This window comes from Caldimonas mangrovi (assembly GCF_023721835.1).
Classification (GTDB): domain Bacteria; phylum Pseudomonadota; class Gammaproteobacteria; order Burkholderiales; family Burkholderiaceae_C; genus Caldimonas; species Caldimonas mangrovi.
Genome location: NZ_JAMKFE010000007.1, coordinates 240,874 through 262,268, shown reverse-complemented (window position 1 = coordinate 262,268; position 21,395 = coordinate 240,874). Strand labels below are relative to the sequence as shown.

The 21,395-nt window shown below is 65.3% G+C and carries 18 protein-coding genes; all 18 read right to left on the bottom strand.

The genetic code is table 11. From position 1 onward, the window contains the following. Window positions 1-316 precede the first annotated feature (316 nt). The 18 genes from M8A51_RS14100 to M8A51_RS14015 all read right to left on the bottom strand — a co-directional run bounded on the left by M8A51_RS14100 (window position 317) and on the right by M8A51_RS14015 (window position 21,305). On the bottom strand, window positions 317-679 hold the full coding sequence (locus M8A51_RS14100; protein ID WP_251779104.1) for a ribbon-helix-helix protein, CopG family: 363 nt from the start codon (window positions 677-679) through the stop codon (window positions 317-319). A gap of 879 nt (window positions 680-1,558) precedes the next feature. Further along, window positions 1,559-1,939, bottom strand: a complete 381-nt coding sequence (locus M8A51_RS14095) for a hypothetical protein (protein WP_251779103.1) — start codon at window positions 1,937-1,939, stop codon at window positions 1,559-1,561. 318 nt (window positions 1,940-2,257) lie between these two features. Continuing rightward, window positions 2,258-3,271, bottom strand: coding sequence for a CobW family GTP-binding protein (locus M8A51_RS14090; protein WP_251779102.1), 1,014 nt, complete (start codon window positions 3,269-3,271; stop codon window positions 2,258-2,260). Then, a complete protein-coding gene (locus tag M8A51_RS14085; RefSeq protein WP_251779101.1) occupies window positions 3,262-4,698 on the bottom strand; it encodes a PepSY domain-containing protein in 1,437 nt (478 codons plus the stop codon). Before M8A51_RS14085 ends, M8A51_RS14090 begins: the two co-directional genes overlap by 10 nt. After that, on the bottom strand, window positions 4,695-6,158 hold the full coding sequence (locus M8A51_RS14080; protein ID WP_259371989.1) for a DUF3526 domain-containing protein: 1,464 nt from the start codon (window positions 6,156-6,158) through the stop codon (window positions 4,695-4,697). The genes M8A51_RS14085 and M8A51_RS14080 overlap by 4 nt, the downstream gene beginning before the upstream one ends. After that, on the bottom strand, window positions 6,155-7,546 hold the full coding sequence (locus tag M8A51_RS14075) for an ABC transporter permease subunit (RefSeq protein WP_251779099.1): 1,392 nt from the start codon (window positions 7,544-7,546) through the stop codon (window positions 6,155-6,157). The genes M8A51_RS14080 and M8A51_RS14075 overlap by 4 nt, the downstream gene beginning before the upstream one ends. Further along, entirely contained in the window at window positions 7,543-8,244 is a 702-nt protein-coding gene (locus M8A51_RS14070; RefSeq protein WP_251779098.1) for an ABC transporter ATP-binding protein, read from the bottom strand. Before M8A51_RS14070 ends, M8A51_RS14075 begins: the two co-directional genes overlap by 4 nt. Window positions 8,245-8,255: 11 nt before the next feature. Continuing rightward, window positions 8,256-10,478 (bottom strand): TonB-dependent receptor, encoded by a 2,223-nt coding sequence (locus M8A51_RS14065; RefSeq protein WP_251779097.1) that lies wholly within the window; start codon window positions 10,476-10,478, stop codon window positions 8,256-8,258. 88 nt (window positions 10,479-10,566) lie between these two features. Then, window positions 10,567-11,454 (bottom strand): metal ABC transporter solute-binding protein, Zn/Mn family, encoded by an 888-nt coding sequence (locus M8A51_RS14060; protein ID WP_251779111.1) that lies wholly within the window; start codon window positions 11,452-11,454, stop codon window positions 10,567-10,569. Window positions 11,455-11,459: 5 nt separating this feature from the next. After that, complete coding sequence (locus M8A51_RS14055; protein WP_251779096.1) at window positions 11,460-12,338, bottom strand: metal ABC transporter permease; 879 nt, start codon at window positions 12,336-12,338, stop codon at window positions 11,460-11,462. Then, entirely contained in the window at window positions 12,335-13,093 is a 759-nt protein-coding gene (gene aztA, locus M8A51_RS14050; protein WP_251779095.1) for a zinc ABC transporter ATP-binding protein AztA, read from the bottom strand. Before aztA ends, M8A51_RS14055 begins: the two co-directional genes overlap by 4 nt. Before the next feature lie 111 nt (window positions 13,094-13,204). Then, window positions 13,205-13,669 carry a Fur family transcriptional regulator gene (locus M8A51_RS14045; protein ID WP_251779094.1) on the bottom strand — a complete coding sequence of 155 codons (465 nt, stop codon included), beginning with the start codon at window positions 13,667-13,669 and terminating at the stop codon, window positions 13,205-13,207. A 162-nt stretch (window positions 13,670-13,831) separates the two neighbouring features. After that, window positions 13,832-15,817, bottom strand: a complete 1,986-nt coding sequence (locus tag M8A51_RS14040; RefSeq protein WP_251779093.1) for an AAA family ATPase — start codon at window positions 15,815-15,817, stop codon at window positions 13,832-13,834. Continuing rightward, entirely contained in the window at window positions 15,810-16,277 is a 468-nt protein-coding gene (locus tag M8A51_RS14035) for a hypothetical protein (RefSeq protein WP_251779092.1), read from the bottom strand. The genes M8A51_RS14040 and M8A51_RS14035 overlap by 8 nt, the downstream gene beginning before the upstream one ends. Window positions 16,278-16,424: 147 nt before the next feature. Beyond that, on the bottom strand, window positions 16,425-16,988 hold the full coding sequence (locus M8A51_RS14030) for a 3'-5' exoribonuclease domain-containing protein (protein ID WP_251779091.1): 564 nt from the start codon (window positions 16,986-16,988) through the stop codon (window positions 16,425-16,427). After that, entirely contained in the window at window positions 16,985-18,031 is a 1,047-nt protein-coding gene (rtcA, locus tag M8A51_RS14025; protein ID WP_251779110.1) for an RNA 3'-terminal phosphate cyclase, read from the bottom strand. The genes M8A51_RS14030 and rtcA overlap by 4 nt, the downstream gene beginning before the upstream one ends. Window positions 18,032-18,099: 68 nt before the next feature. Next, window positions 18,100-19,311, bottom strand: coding sequence for an RtcB family protein (locus tag M8A51_RS14020; RefSeq protein WP_251779109.1), 1,212 nt, complete (start codon window positions 19,309-19,311; stop codon window positions 18,100-18,102). Window positions 19,312-19,733: 422 nt separating this feature from the next. Further along, the gene (locus M8A51_RS14015; RefSeq protein WP_251779090.1) at window positions 19,734-21,305 is read right to left on the bottom strand and encodes a vWA domain-containing protein; all 1,572 of its coding nucleotides are present in this window, start codon (window positions 21,303-21,305) and stop codon (window positions 19,734-19,736) included. Window positions 21,306-21,395 lie beyond the last annotated feature (90 nt).

Genomic DNA, 21,395 nt, shown 5'->3' with positions numbered 1-21,395 from the left:
TCGCCTCGGTGCTCCTGCACCATACGCACCGCGCGCTCGCGCACCTCGGGTGAGAACTTGTTCGACTTCTTGTTCATGGCTCCATCCTCTCAGAGAAAAGAGCCTCCTCAAATCCCGGGGCGATTCACTCCGAATTCGGGCGCCGGGGCGTAGCGCCAAGCCGGCGGTGCTGCCGGTAGCCGGACAGCGGGTTCGGCCTCCCGGCCAAACACAACGTCAGTCTGCCAGATGCAACTGCGGCGCACAAGCGACGGCTCCGACTCGCTGCTGTCAACTGGCAATTTGCTGTCGAAAGCGCCGAAGAACAGGTCAACGTTTAGCGAGAAGTGCGCTCTGTAGCTCGGGAGCGCGTTCGCTTGACCGCAACATCCGGGCGGCGCGCCGGCGTAACAGCCGAACGAAGGTACTGACGAATCAGGTCGCTCTTGCTAATGCGCAAGTCAAACGCCTGACTGCGCAGCAAATCGTCAGTTTCGCGAGGCAGATAGACGGTGCGCACGCGCAGACGCGGCTGCCCCTCGGGCGCAGGTGCGCGAGCGGCGGAAGTCATGGCGCGTTCAAGATAGCGCCGGAACATGACGCCGTTGCTAACGCCCAGCAGTCTCGCTTCCGCTTTCAGTGCTTCGTCAACGTCGGGGTCAACATACAGAGAGCGAAACACCATGTTTTCAGCGCGCAAAACAACCTCCTAACGAAGAGCGTACCTGTATATGTATACGGGTACGCGGCCCGCGTCAACTTGTGCCGCGAAGGGTTTGGACATCTCTACCCAAACTCCCGCCGTCGTCAGCCGGTAGGACATCTCGCTAGCCGTCATGACGCGCTTCTTTTCTGGTGCGCCCGGGCCCACACCGCCGTCATTGGCGTTTCTAACCATTCAGGAAAGAGCAACTGGTGACGGAGCTGTTTTTGTCTTCCGACAATAGCCAATACGAGAAAATTGGGCAGGAATCAGGTGTCGGCGCCCATCCTCGGCGAACTCGTAGACGGGCCCGCGGACGGCTTCCTCGACGAAGGCGCTGATGGTCTCGGTTTTCCTAACACCGCTTCAAGCTCGTCTCGCAGCTCGGGCTCGACACGCACAGCAGGAAGGGTGGCGGATTTCATGGTCTGGAGTGTGGCGCAACGCAAATGCATACGCCCCGCAACGACCACCGGCGAGCGCCGGAATAATGTTCCGGCGGTGAGCTTCAAGGCGGTTCTGGCGTCTGTAAGGGACTTTGTTTCGCCGCTCCGCATGTGCGCGGCCACACGTTTAACCCGTCGTCGCCACCAGTAAGCAATCCATTCGCGAGTTCCAGCAACAACGCTAGCGTTTCCGCGGGTGCCAGAGACCTCCGGTAAGCGACTCAGTTTCCCGCGCACAATTTTTCGCGCGCTGTTCGGTGCGAGCGGTATGAAAGAAGGGGCCTCACAGGCCCCTTTTGCTCTTCGGCGGTGTCCACCCGTGAGCGGTGCGGGCCCGTTGCTCACCCGGTCGCGTGAGCGCTTGCACAGCCGATCGACGGCAAAGAGGACGGTGGCGACTTCGCCCCCTGACGTCGCACCGATCTCCCGGCTACACCCGTGCAGCGCGCCAGAACAGCCATGCCGATGCCGTAAACAGGCCGACAAAGAAGCCGTTGAGCAAGATCAGTTCAGCAGGGCCGCTCCAAGGCAGACCGATTCCGCCGAGAACCGCGAAAGCTGCGATAGATGCCTGAGCCAGCGCCATCGCGAGCAGGACAAGCGCCATTCCGTAAGGTTGAAGGCGCGCCACGACGGCCCCCACCAGTCCAATCGCGATCACCGCGAAGTAAGCGGCGTTGGCGGGATCACCGTCCCGACCAATGATGCCCACCCCCAAGCTCAGCCAGACAAGCGCGAGTATCGTGATCAGCGCAATGCCAGCAGCCCATCGGTATGCGCGCGAACTCCTGAGCGGGCTCATTCCTTCCATGGGTTGGCCTCCAATCAGCCGGATTGCAGTATGCATTGCGGTGCGAGGCGTCGCAGTCCGGCATTCGAGCGATCGGAACCCTTCCCCCTCAATGAGGATCCCGACGCCACGTGTTCGACCGCCCCAACAGAGATGTCAAATCCTCCAGCCACCCGGTGTTAGGGTCGCGCTGCCCTTCCTCCCTCCGCAAGGTGCCGTACTCCGCCAGCAATCGGGCAAGAGTACCTGCACCGCACCGGCAAGTTTGCCAGTGCGGCCGTGCTCGGCGGCGACTACGTGCGCCGTGTCATACGGTTGATTCCCGCGACAAGCAGGCGTCTAGCGTTCCCGCCTCGCAGGCACGGTCTCCGCAGCAACAGGTGCGGCAAGACAGAGATCGAGTCCCTGCTGCAGTATGTCCTTCGGCAGTTCGCGGCCGATGAAAACGATGCGGCTTTCCCGCTTCTCGCCAGCCTTCCATGGCGCACCTTCGTCAGTGGCCATGAGCATGTGGACCCCTTGCAGAACGACTCTGCGCGGTCGGCCTGCCAGCTCCAAAACGCCCTTGTATCGCATCAACTTCGTGCCGTACACCTGCACAACCGTGCCCAGGAAGTCGTCGAGCCGGGCGGTGTCGAATGGGCGCTCCGCTCGGAAGACGAAGCTCACGACGTCGTCATCGTGTTCATGCTCGACATCTGTCAGGAAATCGGGCTCGATCTCGAGGATGGCATTGAGATTGAAGCCGTGGATGTCGAGCAGTTGTTCGATCGGTGCCTCGCCGAAATGAGCGGCCAGGATGGGCGCCCTCGGGTTCATCCGTTTCAGGCGCTGCTCCAGTTGGCGCACTTCGTCTTCGGTCACCAGGTCCGTCTTCGAAAGCAGAAGTCGATCGGCAAAGCCCACCTGCTCCTGCGCTTCGTGGTGCTCGTCCAGTTGCATCATCGCGTGTTTGGCGTCCACCAGCGTCACGATCGCGTCCAGCTCGTAGCGGCCGCTGATCTCTTCGTCGACGAAGAACGTCTGCGCCACTGGAGCCGGGTCGGCCAATCCCGTGGTTTCGATGATGACCCGTTCGAACGACAGAGCGCCATTGCTGCGCTTGGCGTGCAGTTCACCCAGGATGCGCAGCAGGTCGCCGCGCACGGTGCAGCAGATGCAGCCGTTGTTCATCTCGACGATCTGCTCGTCCCGGTCCTGCACCAGCAGTTCGTTGTCGACGCCGGCCTCGCCAAACTCGTTTTCGATGACCGCGATGCGTTGGCCGTGATGCTCTTTGAGGATGCGGTTCAGCAGCGTGGTCTTGCCGCTGCCGAGGAAGCCGGTGAGGATGGTGACGGGAATCAGAGACATGGTTGTTGCTCCTGTGGGGACAAGATGGGTGACGCGGCTCTCGCCGCCGGGCGCCGACGGGTCAATCGACGCCAGGCGACGACAACACTCGTCACCGAGAAGAAGAAGCCGGCTGCCATGGCGGCCAGCATCAGCACATTCCACAGCGGCCGGTGCTGCAGCAGGAACTGGAAGTCCCAGCTGTGCAAGCCGTGATAGAGCCAGCGAGCAACGCGTTTCGAGCGGTCGACCACGCTGAACACCTGGCCGCTGCGGCCGTCGACATGGACCCAGGTGGCTTGTGGATCTGCAAAACGGACTCGCCACACAGGCAGCGGGCGAGAGGCATTCCGTGCGTGGTAGTACAGATCGAGTTCGTCGAGGCGTTCCACCGTCGAAGGCGCCCCGAAACCGAGGCCAGACACCCGCCGTCGGACGTAGGCCTCGTTCACAGCCACGGGCTGGTCACCTCGGCGCAGTTCGGAATCGGTCGACGAACGGCGCACCCAGGTCAACACGCCCTCGCCGTCGCGGATCCACTCGATCTCCTTTGCCCCCGCGGCACCGTGCGGCACGCGTGAGGCTCCCGCTGTGAAGGTGTTCAGAGGCGTCGGCGGCAAGCGGCCGACCGAAAACACCCCGCCAGGGTTCATCGACAACAACCCGCTCAGCAGCCACGCCAGCACGAACACGGCCGTCCCGAGTCCCGCCATGTGATGCCACATCATCCAACCGCGATAAGGCGTGCGCCGCCCGCTGGCATAGCGGCGCCATCGCAGCACTCCGATCACGGTGCCGAGGATCGCGGTGAACAGCGCATACGCAGACAGCCCGACGACCGTCCAATGCCAGAGTTCGCTGCGGCTGCGCAGTACCGTGGGATAGAGCCAGTGCACAACGGCTCCGACCCAGTTCCAGCCCCGTTCCATGCGGCTGGTGTCCCGGACCACCTCCCCCGTGCGGCTGCTCACATAGTGCACACCGCCTCCCGCGACCTCCACCCGCCACAAGGGCCGATGCGGATGGAGCGAGGTGGAGATGCTCCACTGGTCCTGGTCAATGAGGCGTGCACCCGTACTGGGTGCCCCACCATATTGCTCCGCCGCACGCGCAGCCGCCTGGGCGTCGACACGAACAGGGGCTCCGTCCCGGGCGTCGATCGCTCGCCAGGCTTCGCCGCTGCACAGCACCGCAAAGATCGGCTGCGCCGCCGGCTGCAATGCGCGCAAGCGCAGCACGTCGGCCGCGCCACAGGCCGCCGCCGCATCTGACGGGAATGCCTTGATCGCGTGCACGTCCAACGGCTTCAGCGCCGGCAGCCGTTCGTCGTCCGTCAACTCGGGGTACGGCACGTACATCATCACGAAGCCGCTGGCGAACCACAGCAGGATCAGAAGGCAGCCGGCCAGCCCCAGCCAGCGGTGGGCCAGGAACAGCCAGCGCTTCATCCGAGGATCTGGTACGTGCGTGAGCGTCGCCAGCCGAGGAAGGCCAGCAGCAGGGCCGGCAGAACCAGGTACAAGCCATGGCGCAGCCATCGTGCGGTTCTGTCGGCGGCTGCCACCTCTTGCCACTGAAAGCGCGGCAGCTGCGAGAAGTCGCTCTCGGTCATCGCCAGCCCGTCGAGGACTTTGGGCTCGAAGAACGCGCGCCACTGCGCGTGGTAGCTTTCCACCTGCTGCTTGAAGTGCAAATACCGCTTCGATCCTGTTCCTGCGAGATTGCCGAGTGCCTCGTAGGTGACCACCGCCGGTGACCACCACGACCACCGTTCGACGAGATCCTGCTGTCGATTCAACTGCTCGTCGAATCTGGCCAGCAGCGCTTCGATCTCCCGGTCGGTATCGCGGCCCATGAGGTAGTGGGCCCGGCGCCGATGGGCCACTTCGAAGCGGCCGTTCTTCGGCAGCAGGCTCTCGGGCGCCTCGACGTAGCGGTAGTCGGCGCTGAGCAGATCGTTGTAGCGATTGAGCGCGTCGATCGTGATGAGCCGCGTGCGGGTGGACAACTCGACGCGCGAGGGCGCAGGGCTGGCGAGAGAAACAGCGAGGTTCATCACGACCGGCGCCACGAGCACCAGGAGCACCCAGCCAGTGACGAGCACCAGGGCGTTGAACGCCGAGGACCGTCCGAGCGCGTTCACCGCTGCCGCCAACGCAAACCAGAAGCCGGCATAGAAGGTGATGACCACGATGCTGGCCGCCAGTTGGCCCCACGCACCTGCGCCTGCCGGAGCCGCACGTGAGGCTCCCAACACCAACAGAACGACCAACGCCACCGTGCCGAGCAGCGCCACAGCCCGCAACGCGACCTTGCCCGCCAGCAGGGTGGTCAGTGACAGGGGTTGCGACAGCAGAAGCTTCAGGATCCCCTGCTCTCGCTCGGCCGACAGCAGGTTCCAGCTGAGCGCGAACACGGCGAGCGGCAGCAGTACCACCACGACGAACGCCAGGTCGAAGGTGCCGCTCAACAGGTGCCACGGGCTTTCCAGCTCCCCGTCGTACATGAAAGTCGCCTTGCTGCGGTAGCTCACCTTGTAGTAGTTCGGGTTCATGTCCGATTGCCCGATCGCCATCGGTGCGAGGGGCAGGTAGGGCATGACCGTGTACCGCGCTCCCATGCCGCCGCCGACCGATGCGGGGTCTGCCGGATTCGAGAAGGGATCGGGCCGCTCCTGGCCACTCAGCACGCGCTGCAACAACTCGATGTTCTTCTGTTCGCGCGCTGCCTGGCGGCTCTGCAGGTCGGCCACCGTCCGTTCGCGTCCGCGAATGTCGGCGATGCCATTGAACAGGCTGTACGCGACCAGCAGCGCCACGAGACCGCATACCAGCCACAGGCTCCGGTCTGCCCACAGCACCTTCGCCTCATGGACGAACACACGCCGCAAGCAAGTGAACGATCTCATGGCTTGCGTGCCCCCGCGGCCCATACCGCCGTCGCCGAGGTGGCCGCGAGCACCGCGGTCAGCACGAGCAGGCTCAACACGTTGTGCCGCCACGCGTCGAGCGAAGATGGCGGTGCATGGTCGAATCGGGGAACCTGGGCCCACAGGTGAGGGTCCGCCTGGTAGGAGAAGTGCTGGTGCCCCAATGGGTCTGCATGCTCGACGAGGTCGTCGCTGATGATGTCCTGCATCAACCGGCGATGCTTCTCGGCAGCCACCGAGAAATGCCGGTGCGCCTCGAAGTCGGTGCCCGCCATGCCCATGGACCAGGCACGAAGGGCGAGCAAGGGAATCGCAAGCCCGGCCCATTCCTGCACCCGTTGTTGCGCAGCGAACGAGCCCCACAGCGTCTGGAAATGGTGATCGCTGACCGTATACCCGGCCTGGTCGTCGACTCGCAACGCGTAGCCCCAGCGATTCAGGGGAAGATCAGGCCCCCAGCGCTTCTCGGTGCCGAACTGTTCCCGCCAGGCCCTGCGGTACGACGCATCCAGATCCTGATCCAGCGACTGGTCGAACGCCTGCCGCGAAGGGCTGGGATGCCAGTGCCGCGCCACATCTGACACCAGCCGCGGCGCCAGAGCCACACTGACGACCCACGCGCTGAGCAGCACGATCAGCGATACGCGCGTGGAAGGCGCCAGCGCCGAGACCGCGAGCACGCCCATGACGGCGATGCCGAAGTACAGCAGGTAGCCAAGGACAAGGCCCGCCATACGCGACCAGGTGTCGAGGGAGGCGAGTGATGGCGCGACGCTCCACAGCGTTCCCCATGCGACGGGCACCAGGAACAGCGCCAACGCAACCAGCAGCGCCAGCGCCTTGCCGGCGAGGATCTTTCGCGGCGCTACACCGAGACTCAAAGTTTGCCTGAGCGTGCCCAGTTCACGTTCACCGGCAAACGCATTGAAGCCCAGCACGATGACCACCAACGGGCCGAGCACCTGCAACACCCACGCCATCGACAGGCTGCCGAAGCGTTGCAGCCCGGTGGCGTCCTGGGCAGGCCGGAACCGCAACTCGCTCTGGCGGTGCGCCTGCAGCCAGATGGTCGAGCCGACGTACGGCGTGATGCCGGGGTCCACCACGGCCAGTGGCGGCTGCGGCTTGAACACATGCATGCCCTGGTGTGCAGCATCGTGCGGATGGCGACGGTCTTGCTTGAGCCAGTCTTCATAGTCCAGCGTCTGGGCTGCCTGGCGTTCTGCCTCGCTGTTGCGCACCTGTTGCCAGTTCACCGCCAGTGCGGTGGCCACCAGCAGCAGCACCAGGCCACCGGCAACCAGCAGCCGGCCATCGCGCCACAACTCGGTCAGCTCCCGCCGTGCAATCACCAACGATGCGCTCATTTCATGTGCTCCAGGTAGAGCGCTTCGAGATCGGTATGGCTGAGGTCCTCTGCCCGCATCTCGTCGACCAGACGGCCCTGGCGCATGATCCCGATGCGTGTACCTGTCTGCTTGGCATGGAACAGGTCGTGCGTGGTGGTCAGCACGGCCACCCCCTGGTCGCGCGCCGTGCGCAACAACTGGGAGAACTCGGCGGCGGCCTTGGGGTCGAGCCCTGATGTCGGCTCGTCCAGCAGCAGGGCTTTCGCCTGCTTTGCCATCGCGATGGCGATGCCGACCTTTTGCCGCATGCCCTTGGAATAGGTGTTCACGCGGCGGTGCGCGGCGCCCTCGTCGAGGCTGGCCTGGACCAGCAGGCGTATCAGCTCGTCGCGCGGCAATTCGCGGCCGGTGGCGAGTGCTGCAAAGTAGCGCAGGTTCTCCAGCCCCGACAGCATGCCGTAGAGCATGACCTGCTCCGGGATATACGCCAGCCTGCGCTTGGCCTCCAGTGGTTGCCGGGTTGCGTCGAGACCATCGACGAGCGCCTGGCCCGTGGTGGGTTCGGTGAAATTCAGGAAAACGTTGATCAGCGTCGTCTTGCCGGCGCCGTTGGCGCCCAGCAGGCAATAGATCTCGCCGGGCTCCACGTTCAAGGTGACGCCGTCGAGTGCACGCGTGGCACCGAAGTGCTTGCTCAGGCCGAGGGTTTGCAGCATGTCGGTGCCTTTCAGAAATCGAACTTGGCGGTCAGTTCCACCGTACGTGGCATGCCGAGCAGGACCTGGTTGTTGGCGTTGGCGCCGGCCCAGGTGCCGTACAGCTCGTCGGTCACGTTGCGCATGCGCAGCGTCAGCAGCGCCGGGCGGATGCGCCAGCTCGCATACACGTCGAGCAGCGTGTAGCCGTTGATGCGCACCGTGTTGGCGGTGTTCGTGTACATGCTGCTGACGTGCTGTACCGCGGTGCCAACGGTCAGCGGCAGGTCGGCAAAGCGGTAGTCCAGCCACAGGTTGGCGGTGCGTTTTGGCACGTTGGTCGGGCGATTGCCGACACGCGATACCCCGCCGGTCTCGACCAGCGACTTGAACTCGGCGTCCACCAGCGCCAGGTTGCCGGACAGCGTGAGTTGACGGGTGGCGCGCCAGCCCGCAGAGATTTCCAGGCCTCGCGACGCGATCTTGCCGTTGTTCACGGTGACGGAAGGGTTGTCCGGGTCCCGCGACAGCACGTTGTCCTGTGTGATGCGATACAGCGCCAGGGTCCAGTCGATGCGCTGCTCCGGCAGGCTCTGCTTCAGCCCCACTTCCCATTGCTTGCCGCGCGTCAGCGGGAAGTCGCTGTTCGCGGCCGAGAGCAGCAAGAGGTTGGAGGTGCCCACCGGCGCCGCTGCATTGGCGTACTGCGCATACAGCGCGGTGTCCGGCGACAGGTCGATCACCGAGCCGATGCGCACGGAGTTGGCGCTGTACCGGGTGTCGAACTCGGTGTACGTTGATTCGTTGTGGTCGGTGATGCTGCGATCGAGCTTGATCCGGTCGTGGCGCAACCCGAGCACCAGCGTCAGGTCGTCGCGCAGCTTGAGCGCGTCTTCGGCGAAGAGGCTGGTGGTGCCGATGTCCGCCGTCACGTGAGTGCGGTTGCCGGGACCGGGTGCCAGCGTGGGGTCTGGGTTGTAGCGCCCGGGGGACGGATTGAGGGCGTCGACGGTGCTGCCGCTGCCGAAGGTGCGATCGCTGCCGAAGTCGGTACGCCCGTACTCCAGACCGGCGAGAAAACGGTTCTTCAGTCCGGCTAGCACGCCCTCGTGCTGGAGGTCGAGCCGGTTGCCCCACACCTCGTGGTCGTGGCTGATGTCCACCTGGTCCCGGCCGATGCGGTCCGGGGCGACGAAGCTCAAGTTTTCCGCGTTGCGCCAGTGGCGGTCCGCACGGTAGGCCGTGAGTTCATTGCGCAGGCGCCAGGACGGCGTGATCTGCCAGGACACCCGGCCGCGCAAGGTCAGGGCGTCGGCCGTCATCAGGCCGTCCGCCACGTTGTAGTTGTTGCGCAGCATGCGCTTGTCGATCACCCGGCCGGTGCTGTCGCTCACGACGCTCGTCGGGCGGGTGGCGAAATCCCGGGGGACGAGGGGCGTTCCGAAGTAGGCTTCGATGTCGTCTTGCAGGTAGTCGACCGACAAGTCGAGCTCGAGGTCAGGATTCAGGTCGAACGCGAGTGCGCCGGTCAGGTGGTGCAGCCGCTGTCCGCTGCGGTCGATCCAGCCGTCGGTGCGGTTGTGGCTGTAATCGAAGCGGTAAGCCCCGGACTCTCCGAGGTTGTCGCCATGACCAACGGCGGCCCGGGCGGTGCCATAGCTGCCGAGCGACACCAGGGCCTCGCTGCCCGCTTGATCTCGCCGCGCCTGCTTGGGCACGAAGTTCACTGCACCGCCGATGCCCCCTTCTCCAAAAAGAACGGAAGCCGGCCCTTTCAGGATCTCGATGCGCTCGTAGTTCCAGGTGTCCTGAGGGCGGCTCGACATGGTCGGCGTCGACACGCGCATGCCGTCGTACAAGTAGGCGATGAAGCCACCGGTGAAGCCGCGTGTCGAGGCAACGCCGGGCGAACCGGGGCCGCCGCCGGTGGTCATGCCCGGTGCACCCCGCAATGCCTCTTCGAGCGTGCGGGCGCCTCGGCGCTCGATGGTTTCCTGCGTGATGACCTCGACTGATGCTGGCGTTTCACGTGCAGTCAAGCCGAGGCGCGAGCCCGTATCCGTCGGCTGGTCGAGTTCGACGGCACCGTCGGCCCGGCCTTGGACCGTGATGGCAGGTAGCGATTGGGCCGGGGCCGCGACAGACTCGGCCTGGGCATGCAGGGCAAGCGGTGCCGTGGCGGCCAGCATGCCGGTAAGCATCGGCAGGGGCCGCAAGTGATGGCGATCACGAGGAAGGCGCTGGGTGGTTTTCATCTTCGGCGTCGGAAACGGGCAATGTGAATAATGCGAATGCAATAGCTATAAAGGGTGAGCCGCGCCCCTGGCACCAGCGGCGACTCGATCACGAATCCAGCGTGCTGGCCAGGGTGCGGGCGTTGTGCTCGAAGAGCTTGAGATACGTGTCAGCGGGGCCGCCCGGAGCGGACAAAGCATCCGAATAGAGCGTGCCGCCTACCCGCGCCCCGGTTTCCTTGGCGACGCGCTCTATCAGTCGCGGATCGCTGATGTTCTCGACAAACAGCGCGCGCACCCGTTGCTCGCGCAGTTGCCGCACCAAGCGGGCCACCGCCGCGGCGGACGGCTCGCTGGCCGTGGACCAGCCGCGCGGCGCGAGAAAGTCCACGCCATAGGCTGCGCCGAAGTATCCAAAGGCATCGTGCGACGTGACCACGCGCCGCTGTGGGCGCGGCACTGCCGCGAGCCAGGTCCTGACTTGCGCGTCCAGTTCGGCGATGCGTCGCAAGTAGTCTGTCGCGCGCGACGCCACTTCGGACTGCGCTGCCGGCCACCGAGTGGCGAGCGCCTTGGCCAGCGTCTGCACATAGCGTTGTGCATGGGTCAGGTCCTGCCAGGCGTGGGGGTCGGTATCGTTTTGCCCATCTCTGCGCGGCTTGATGTCTTGACTGGCCACGACCACCGTGCCGCGATAGCCGGAGGCCTGCACCAGCCGGTCGATCCATCCCTCGAAACCCAGGCCGTTGACGACTGCGAGGTCCGCCTGCGCCAAACGGCGTGCGTCCGAGGGAGTGGGTTCGAACACGTGAGCGTCGGCATCAGGACCGACCAAGGCGGAAACGTCGAAACCGGGCGGGGCGATCTCTCGAAGCATGTCAGCCAGGATGGAGAAGCTGGCCACGATGCGCGGCCGGCGCTGCTGCGCCCGGACGGGCGAAACGAGAGTGGTGGCACCGGCCAGCAGCCATCGGCGTCGATTGAATAGAGGTGTCATCGTCGTCAACCCGTGAGGTGCAATGAACGGCGCCACTGACGCACGAGGACCCCCTCGCGTGCGCCGCCAAGCACCGACAGCAGATACAAGCCACCGCAGACCAGCACGATGCAGGGGCCGGAGGGCAGTTCCGCGTGAAACGACAGCAGCAGCCCTGCAATACCGCCGAGCACGCCGAATCCTGTCGCGAGCGCGGCCATCGCCGGCAGCGAGGCCACCCAGAAGCGGGCCGAAGCTGCCGGCAGCATCATCAGCCCCACGGCCATCAGTGTGCCCAGGGCCTGGAAGGCGCTCACCAGGTTGGCCACCAGCAGCACCAGCAGCAGCATGTGAGCCGTGGCACCCGGGCCGCCCACGCTGCGCAGGAATCCCGCGTCCAGTGTCTCCATCACCAGCGGCCGGTACATCGCTGCCAGCCCCAGCAGGGTCACACTCGCAACGGCAGCAATCTGCAGCAACGCGGCGTCGTCGACCGCGAGCACGCTGCCGAACAGCAGGTGCATCAGGTCCACCTGGCTGCCCTTGAGCGAGACCATCAGCACGCCTGCCGCCAGGGCGATCAGGTAGAAGGCCGCGAAACTGGCATCCTCTCGCTGCGCGGTGCTGCGTGTGACGAACCCAGCGCCCAAAGCCACTGCGAGAGCGGCCACCAACCCGCCGAGGCTCATCGCCGGCAGCGACAAGCCCGCCAGCAGGAAACCGGCCGCAGCGCCCGGCAGCACGGCATGCGCCATGGCATCACCGACCAGGCTCATGCGGCGCAGCACCAGCAGGCAACCGATGGGGCCGCTGCCCAATGCCAGCGCCGCCGTGGCAACGAGTGCACGGCGCATGAACGAGAACTCCTGGAAGGGGCCGAGCAGCGCCTGATGCCATTCGCTCATGGCCGCCCTCCGCACACCGGCGCATCGTCGTCCCAGGATTCGGCCATCTGGCGGGCCTTGAAGAGATGCTCGGCGTTCAGCACTTGCGCAGTGGGGCCCCAAGCCACCGCTTCTCTTGCGAGCAGCAGCACCTGATCAAAGTGGTCGCGCACCTGGTCCAGGTCATGGAGTACCGCGATCACGGTGCGCGCTTCCCGGCGCCAGCGCTGCAGCACGGCAAGCAGGTCGGCCGTGGTCCTGGCGTCGACGGCATTGAACGGTTCGTCGAGCAGGATCAGCGCGGCGTCCTGCACCAGCACGCGGGCGAAGAGCACACGCTGCGCTTGGCCGGCCGACATCTCACCGATCAACCGTTGTTCGAAGCCGCTCAGACCCACCGCTGCAAGCGCATGTGTGACCGAGACCCACCCGGCTTCGTCCAGCGCGCGGAAGCAGCCCAGACGCGCCCACAGCCCCATCGCCACCACCTCATGCACGGTGACCGGCACGGTGCGGTCGATCGACGCCGTCTGCGGTAGGTAGGCCACCTGCTGCGCCGGCGGACGCTGGAGCCGCCCCTGGAAGTCCGCCCGCGTGCCGGCGAGCACCGACAGCAGGCTGCTCTTGCCGGCGCCGTTGGGCCCCACGATCGCGGTCAGTGCCCCCGCCGCAAATTCGCCGCTCAAGTGATGAACCGCCGGGTGGCCGTGGTAGGACACCGTGAGGTCGTGCACCCTCACGGGCGGGAGCGCAGCAGGCACACCCAAGCGGCTCATGACAGTGCCCATGCGACCGCACCCCAGAGCGCCGCGACGACGACCGCCGCCGCAGTCAGGCGCTGCAGTGCGCCTTGCGTCAGCATGCCGACGCCCCTGCAGATCGCCAGTTCAGCGGTGTTTGTGGGCGCGGCCGGTTCCTTGCGACTCCCGATGCGTGTGTGGCGCAGCGCCCTTGGCGCGGCCCGCCGCCTTGGCGCCCCGTGGAGGGGCGCACTCGCTGCAGCGGCCGTACAGGGTCAGGTCGTGGTCCTCGACGATGAAGCCGGGCGGGGCCAGCGAGGCCAGGTTGCCCGGACAGGCGTCGACCTCGAAGACGCGATCGCACGCCAGACATTGAAAGTGATGATGGTGCCCACCGCCCGCCAACTCGTAGCGTGCGTTCTCGCCCGGAAGCAACACTGCGCGCAGTTCGCCCTCGTCCAGCAGGGTGCGAAGGTTGCGATAGACCGTGGCAATGCTCAGACCGGGCGCACCGGCTTGAGCAGCCTCGAGCACTTCCTGTGGGAGTAGCGGACGCCCTGCCTGCGCGATGGCTTCGCGTATGGCAGTGCGTTGGCGAGTGTTGCGTTCCATGCGCCAAGGGTAGCGGAACTCCAGGGGGCGACGCGTGAGGTCAGGCGCACCGCCCGAACGCAGCGTCGTTGTTGAGAATGAGTTCGCAATATATCACGCGTGCGACGCACCGGCAGCGTTTGGCACGTTGCGGCGCTATCCCGAGGATTGCCGATGAAACCGCTACCCGTTACCGTTCCGTCCGGCTTTCCGGGCGCCGGCAAGACGACGCTGCTCAAGCCCAGCCACCGCCTTCTGTTGCGCTGGCCGCATGGGGCTCGCAACCGCTCGGCTCCCTTTTCGACGATACGCCATCAACCTCTCTGCGTACGGATCCAGCGCGTCCTCCGGCGTTGACAGCGGCAGCCCCACCAAGGCGGCAAACCGCGCCGGCCTCACCTGCCCCTGGTCCATCAGCTCGTCCACCAGCGCCAGCAGCCCGTCGCGATGCGTTTCGATCAGTCTCGTGGCGCGGGCGTGCTCGGCCTGCAGCAGCGCCTCGATCGGCGTGTTGCTGGCTTCAACGTCGGTGCAGACGTTGTCTTCGCTGTTGGTGGACACGTCGCTGCGGCCGATGCGCGATCCATGGCCCAGATGTCGCAGCATGCGAGCCGCCGTTTCGGTGGCCTTGCGCAGATCGCTTTCGGCACCACTCGAACTCATCTCCGCTCCAAAGACCAGCCACTCTGCCGCGCGGCCTGCCAGACTGGTGCAGATGGAGTCGAGCAGGTTGCGGCGCGACCAGACCTTGCGCGAGGTGTAGGTGTTGTAGCCACCCTCGAAGCTGGCCACATGGATCTTGATCTCCTTCGGCGCCCGGCCAAAGAGCAGGGCGTGAACCAAGCCATGGCCCGCCTCGTGTACGGCCAGCAGCGCTCGGAAGTCGGCGTTGTTCCGCTGTCGCAGTCGGCTGATCTCGAAAGGCGCGGCAATGGCATGGGACTGCCCGCACCAGCGCGCGACCAGGCTGTGGCCGTCCGCAGTGAGTCCCACACGGCTGCCGGCCTGCGCGCCCTGTTCGAGCGCCCACAACGCAGCTTTCGCCAGGCCGGCGCCGAGGATGGCATGGAGTGACGAGAACAGCGGCCGCGTGCCCTGGGCCGGGAAGACGGCATTGGCGTAGATCTGCTCGTGCACACTGGCGTCCAGCTCGAAGCTCAGACCGCAGCGCTCCTCAGTTTCGCGGGCGTAGCGCGCGCAACCCTGCTCGATCAGCTGCTCATACGCCCGGCGAGAGAGCGACGGGTAGATCACATGTTCGTTGCCAAGCCGTGCGACCTGCTCGGGCTTGAAGCGCTTGTTGAGCGCCTGCTTGACGTCGATGACGCTCAGCTTGTTGGTCATGGCATGGAAGGTGTCAGCATCGCTGTCGCAGTCTTCCACGCTGGTGGCCAGGTCCTCGTACAGCTCGTCGAGGTTGCCGCACACGAAGACCAGCAGGCGGCTGTAGTCGGTCTCCCATTGCTGCTGGCCGCTCTCGCGGAAAGCGCGCAGTCGCTCCTGGATCTGCTCGGGCGTCCAGCCCATGATCTCCATCAATGGCACGTCGAGCTTGAGGTTGCGCTGCAGCTCCTGCGCCTCCCAGCTGCGCAGCTTGAAGCGCAACTTGGAATCGCTCGCGTCGGCGCGTTCTGCGTCATAAGCCGCTTCGGCAATCGACGTTTCGATGTCGCCCAGCAGCGAGAGCGCGGGCGGCAGACGGCCATCGGACAGCAGGGCCCAGACGTCCGGATAGCGCTCAACGCGCAACTCCCCGCGCTTGTTGTCGATCGTGCGGAAGCGTTGGAACTCGTCGAGCGAGAGGATGCCGGGCTCGCCCTCGCGCACGCCCGACTGCGCGAGCATCCCCGAGATGCTCTGCGCGCCGCGCCAGCTCGCCCCGTTGGAAAAGCCGTCCATCTGCACTTCGACGAAGCGGTCGTAGAAGCCCAGCAGCTGTGCCAGGCGGCGCACCAGCTGGGTCTTGCCTGTGCCGGTCAGGCCCCAGAGACAAACGATGACGGGCCGCGAGACCAGCTCGGGCAGCAGTACCCAAGCGCGCACGGAATCGATGACGCGATCGATGACGCTGTCGATGCCGAACAGCTCTGTCTTGAGCTGGGCGGCGATCTTCTGCAGCTGCTGGTTCTTCTGCGCCAGCTGCTCGCGCAGTTCGTGGGAGTCATTCATCACCATCTTCTCGTCGCAGCAGCGCTTGCAGCGCCACGCGGTCTGCGCGACGCTGGGCACCGCGGCTTTGGATGTGTTGGCCTGCGCCACGCGAGCCGCGCTGGGCGAGGGCGCGCGCGACAGGGTCGCGCGCACCGGCTTCGAGCACCAGCGTCATCGGCTGTTTCATGCGGCGCAGGGCCTTGATCCGGCCCTTTTGAAGGGCGCGGGAGCGGAGTTGTGCACTCATTCGGTTTCCGAAAAGCAAAAGCCCCGGCTCGATGGCTGCGGGGCTTTGCTTAGCCGGCGCGGTCTGAGGCCGTATCTGGGAACAGACACGGTTCAGCCGGGGCTCGGGAACCGTGTTCAGTCGATCGTCGAGATGAACAAGGAGGACATAAAAAGGATCTCCGTGATGCGGGCGCTGTCGTGGCGCCATCAGCAAGGCGCGAATGATGCAGAGATCAACGCGAGTGCGCAAGCCCCGTGGGTTTGCTGTGTTGTGGTTGCTGTTGAAATCAGTTCTTGCTGCACTGCGTGCAGCGACGAGGTGAACTGTAAAGACTCTTCACTTTTCCGTCAACCGAATGCGACAAAATTTCTCTTTCGCTGCGTTCCAGTCACCGTGTCAGGCGGTCCCGTTCTCATGGTTCGCCTTCAGCATGTTGCAGAACAGCGCTCCTTGCTCGATGGCGTCGTCGAGCGCGACATGGGTGTGCGGCAGCTTGTCGAACCACTGGCTCGGCATGTTGCGCTTCGTGCTCTGCCGGTACTCGGTCTTCAGCACTGCCATCGCGTAGGACTTGACGTCCAGCGCGGAATGGCTGAACGGACTCTGCCCCACGAAGCGCATCAGGTACCAGTAGACGAACAGGAAATCGAAGCCGGCGGGATAGGCGACGAAAACAGGCTTCCCTTTCAGGCTGGCGATCCAGTCCACGTACCGCCGCATCGCTTGTGCGGGCGGCTCGGGATCTTTCCGGCAAGCGGCCCAGGCCTCCGGCTGCGTCGACCACCATTCCATGGTCTTGGGATGTGGCGACGCGTTTTCCAAGGTGTCCAGGTTCGCCGAGAAGGTGCCGAGCAGCTGCTTGTCGCAGGTGTAAGCCGCGGAAGCGAAGCTCAGCATCGAGTGCGGGCCGGGAATCGGCCCGTCGGTCTCGACGTCCGTGCTGATGTAGATCTCGCTCATACGGGCCTCTTTCGCACTTCGACAACCAGTTGGCGCTCGCCGCGCTCGGTCTCGAACGCCACCGGCAAAAACCGCTCGACCACCCCGAAGTTCGTCCTGGTGTGCTCGGTCATCTGCGAGAAGCTGTAGCGGGCGGGACGACCCGTCGCATTGACCGCAAGCGCCAGCGGCAGCGCGAGCTGATCCGCCAGGTGCGGCCCCACGACGCCATCGCTCGCCTCCTGGTAGCCCTTGACTTCGCGAGCCAGGGCCGCGGCCACCTGCTCGGCACTCACGCCTTTCTCGCCGAAGCTGGTGAAGACTTCGGTGACGTGCTCGTAAACGAGCGTCGCCAACAGCGCGTTGCCTGGACCTTCGTTCTGCCGAACGGGCGGAACCTGCAACTGCTCTTGCGACCATCCCAGTGCCTGGCCCAGCGCCTGCAGTTCGCGCATCGCGACGCCACGCGGCAGCGCGGGAATCAAGGCTTCGGCATAGGCCGCTCGCAGAGCACCGCGTTCCATCAAGTCGAAGGGCTGCAAGCCGCCCGGTGCCGGGAGGATGGTCGCCTCGACTTCGCCACCGCCTGCGGGATAGAAGCCGTGGCGGCGGATATTCAGTTCCAGCCCAGCCCCGCAGCGCTGGACCAGGGGCGCGAAGCTGCGCTCCAGGAAGTGGTAGGGCGGCGCCATCGGGTTGTGCGTGCCACCGCTCAGGTGCAACGTGCTTGGCGCATTTGCGAGCATCAGCGGGGGCAGCACGGTCTGCAGCACCAAGGTGCAACTGCCCGCCGTGCCGATTGCAAACCGGTAGTCACCGGCCCTGACTGGGCCTGGGACGAATTCCAGCGCCTGCGAGCCCAGCTCGGCGCCTGAGACCTCGGCGCAGCTGACCTGCTGCGCGGCGTGCACGCAGGCCAGGTGCTGACGCATCAAGCCTGGCTTCGCGCGCTTGGCGCGAATGTTCGAGATACGCATCGGCACGCCGGTGCACATCGAAAGCGCCAGCGCAGTGCGCAAAATCTGGCCGCCACCTTCGCCATGCGAGCCGTCCAGTTCAATCATCATTTCCCTCATTCTTGTTGATCTTGTAAGTCGTCAGGTGGTGCTCCGCGACGACTTCGTAAAGCGGGTCAACCCTTCACACAAACCACCTGCTTGAGCGTGTACACCACCTCGACCAGGTCCTTCTGCGCTTCCATCACTGCGTCGATGTCCTTGTAGGCCATCGGGATCTCGTCGATCACGTCCTTGTCCTTGCGGCACTCGACGCCGGCCGTCGCGGCCTTGTGGTCTTCCACGGTGAAGCGACGCTTCGCCTCGTTGCGGCTCATCGTACGGCCGGCGCCATGCGAGCAGCTCTCGAAGCTCTCCGGGTTGCCCTTGCCGCGCACGATGTAGCTACGCGCGCCCATGCTGCCCGGGATGATGCCCAACTGACCCTTCTTCGCGCTCACGGCGCCTTTGCGTGTCACGTACACGTCTTGCCCGAAGTGCGTCTCCTTCTGCACGTAGTTGTGGTGGCAGTTCACCGCTTCCACGTGGCTTTCGAACGGCCTGGCGATGACCTTCTTCGCCGCTTCGATCACGCGGCGCATCATCACCTCGCGGTTCAGGGCCGCAAACTTCTGCGCCCAGCCGACAGCGCGCACGTAGTCGCCGAAGTACCTGGAGCCTTCCTCGAAGTAAGCCAGATCCTGGTCCGGCAGGTTGGCCTGTTGACGCATCGCGTCCTGCTTCGCCAATTCGATGAACATCGAGCCGATCGCGTTGCCGACACCGCGCGAGCCGGAATGCAGCATGAACCACACGAAGCCCTGCTCGTCCAGGCACACCTCGATGAAGTGGTTGCCGGTGCCCAGCGTGCCCAGGTGGCTGCGGTTGTTGGTCTTTTCCAGCTTGGGGTAGTCGCGGCACAACTCGGTGAACTGAGGAGCCAATTGCGCCCACGCGCCGTCGACCTCCGTCGGCACCTTGCCCCAGGCACCCGGGTCGCGGGCGCCGGGCGCGCGACCATGCGGCACGGCGCGCTCGATGGCGGAACGCAACGGCGCCAGGTTGTCAGGCAGGTCTTCGGCACGAAGCGTGGTCTTGCACGCAATCATTCCGCAGCCGATGTCCACGCCCACCGCGGCGGGAATGATGGCCTTCAGCGTCGGGATCACCGAACCCACGGTGGCGCCGATGCCCAGGTGCACGTCGGGCATCGCCGCGATGTGCTTGAACACGATCGGCAGCTTCGCCGCGTTGGACAGCTGACGCTTCGCGTCGTCCTCGACGGGCACGCCGTGCGTCCACATCTTGATCGGCACGCCGCCGGGCACAGCTTCCTGGTGGTAGTTCATCTTGGTGTTCATCTTGTGTTCCAGACAAAGGGCGATGACAAGGGGCGACGAGACGTTCCCTGAGCTACCGGCCTTGCGGCCGGGCGGGAGACGAACCCGCGACCTCCGCCGCTTTCGCGGCAGCGCTCTACCGATGTAGTCCCGTCTGCATTCATCGCTGAAATCTTTCATCCTCGAGGATGCCGGCGACGAGGAGGGGGTGAAACGTCGTGCTCTACCGCTGAGCTACGGTCCCCCTGATCTGGGACCGGCGGGACTCGAACCCGCGACCACGAGCTTAGAAGGCTGTAGTTCCACCCGGCATTCGCCGGCGACCTTTCGGAAAACTTCTCATCCTTTCGCAGCCCCCGCGTGGCGACCAACGTTTGTCGAGACACGAACATGGATATGTAGTCCCGGCTGCATTCGCCACGCGACAGCTTCTATTGCAGTTCGAGCGAGATCTTGTCGATCTCGTTCACCCAGTGATCACGGTCGGTCGAGCCGGATGCGAAATCCGCCACAGCGCGGAACACCGCATCCGAGAAGCCGCCGACGTTCATCACGTCGTGCCGTTCGGCCGCCTGCGTGGTGCCGTACGGCTGGATGTCGATGCACACCAGCTTCGCGCCTGGACAACGCGCCTTGATCAGCGACCACTGGCGCATCGTCTCGGTCGCGCCGCTGCGGCGGGTGTCCACCCACGACTCGTTGTCCGACACGATCACCACCACGTCGACCTTCGCGCGCTCGTCATTCAGCAATGTCAGCGGCGCGCTCACGCAAGTACCGCCGCCACCGACCGACGCCAGCTTCTGCGCGTTGCTCATCACCGGGTCGCGCGGGTTCAGATCCAGCTTCACCACGCGCTGCTCGAACGGCAGCACGCGGGTACGCGGGCTCTTGCGCACCAGCGCGGCAGCCACCAGCGCAGCCACGTCGATGCAACGCACCGCCGTGGTTGCCGAGCCGCGGTGACCTGTCACCGGCGATTGCATCGAGCCGGACACGTCCGGGCACACCACCACCTGACCGTCGATGCGAGGTACGTTGGCCAGTGACGTTTCCATCGCGTCCTGCAGCGCCTCGCGCAAATCGCGCGGCACCTCGGCAGCCGCCTTGTACGCCGCCAGCAGCTGGTACGGCAGCACGCGAGCCCGGGCGATCGCATCGCGGTCGCGCAGCTTCCTGGCCAGCAGATCCACCATCCCCGGTTGCTCGAACACACCGTGACGCGCAAACGTGTTCAGGTTCTGCCGCACCATCTGCCATGACCCCCGGCGCGCCACCGCCGCCCAGTGCGCCGGTGTCAGCTGCAGCGCGGTCAGCATCTGGAACGGCACGTCAGGCACCTCGGCCGCCTGGCCGTCGCGCAGCGCACGCTTGAAGCGCTCGAACGCCTGCGTCGCGTGCGGCAACGCCGCTTCGTCATGCGGGCGGCCGATCAGCCAGGCGAACCACGCGGCGCGCCAGGCTTCCGCCGGCTTCGGGTGAACCATCTTCACCACGTCCGCCAGCGTGGGCTCGTTGCCCACGGCCGCCTGCAGCAGTTGCGCCTCGGAAGCCGTCAGCAGCCATTGCTGCACCAGCTGCTTTGGGCGCGAACCCAGCGACTTTCGGCCCACCGCACCACTGCGGACGATCTGCACGAAGTTGCGCAGCATCTTGCCGTTGTCGACCACGCGGCCGAACACCCGGCCCAGCAACTGCACGTCGCGCACGGACAGCGCCGCGGCCAACAGCGCAGGCATGTCCTTCATGTGGCCCGACTTGCGCGCATAGACCGCCGTCTTGGCGACGAACTCCGGGTCGACCTCGGCGGCCAGTTTCAACACGGCTTCCAACTGCGTCTGCGCGTTGGCATAGAAGGTGTGGTTCAGGCACCCGGTGGCCGCCAACTGGGCCAGGCGGCGGCGTGGCGCGTATGCATAAGCGGGAGCGTTCGCCTGGTTCTGGGCGTCTGCGGCGGGCAGCAGCGTGCCTTTGATCGTTTGGAAGAGTTGCGTGTTGACCATGTTTCCCTCGCATTCAACTTTGCTTGTGACTCCCTTGTTGCAACGCCTGTGCCAGGCTGATGCGAAAACCGTCGGTGTGCGTGCAAGTGA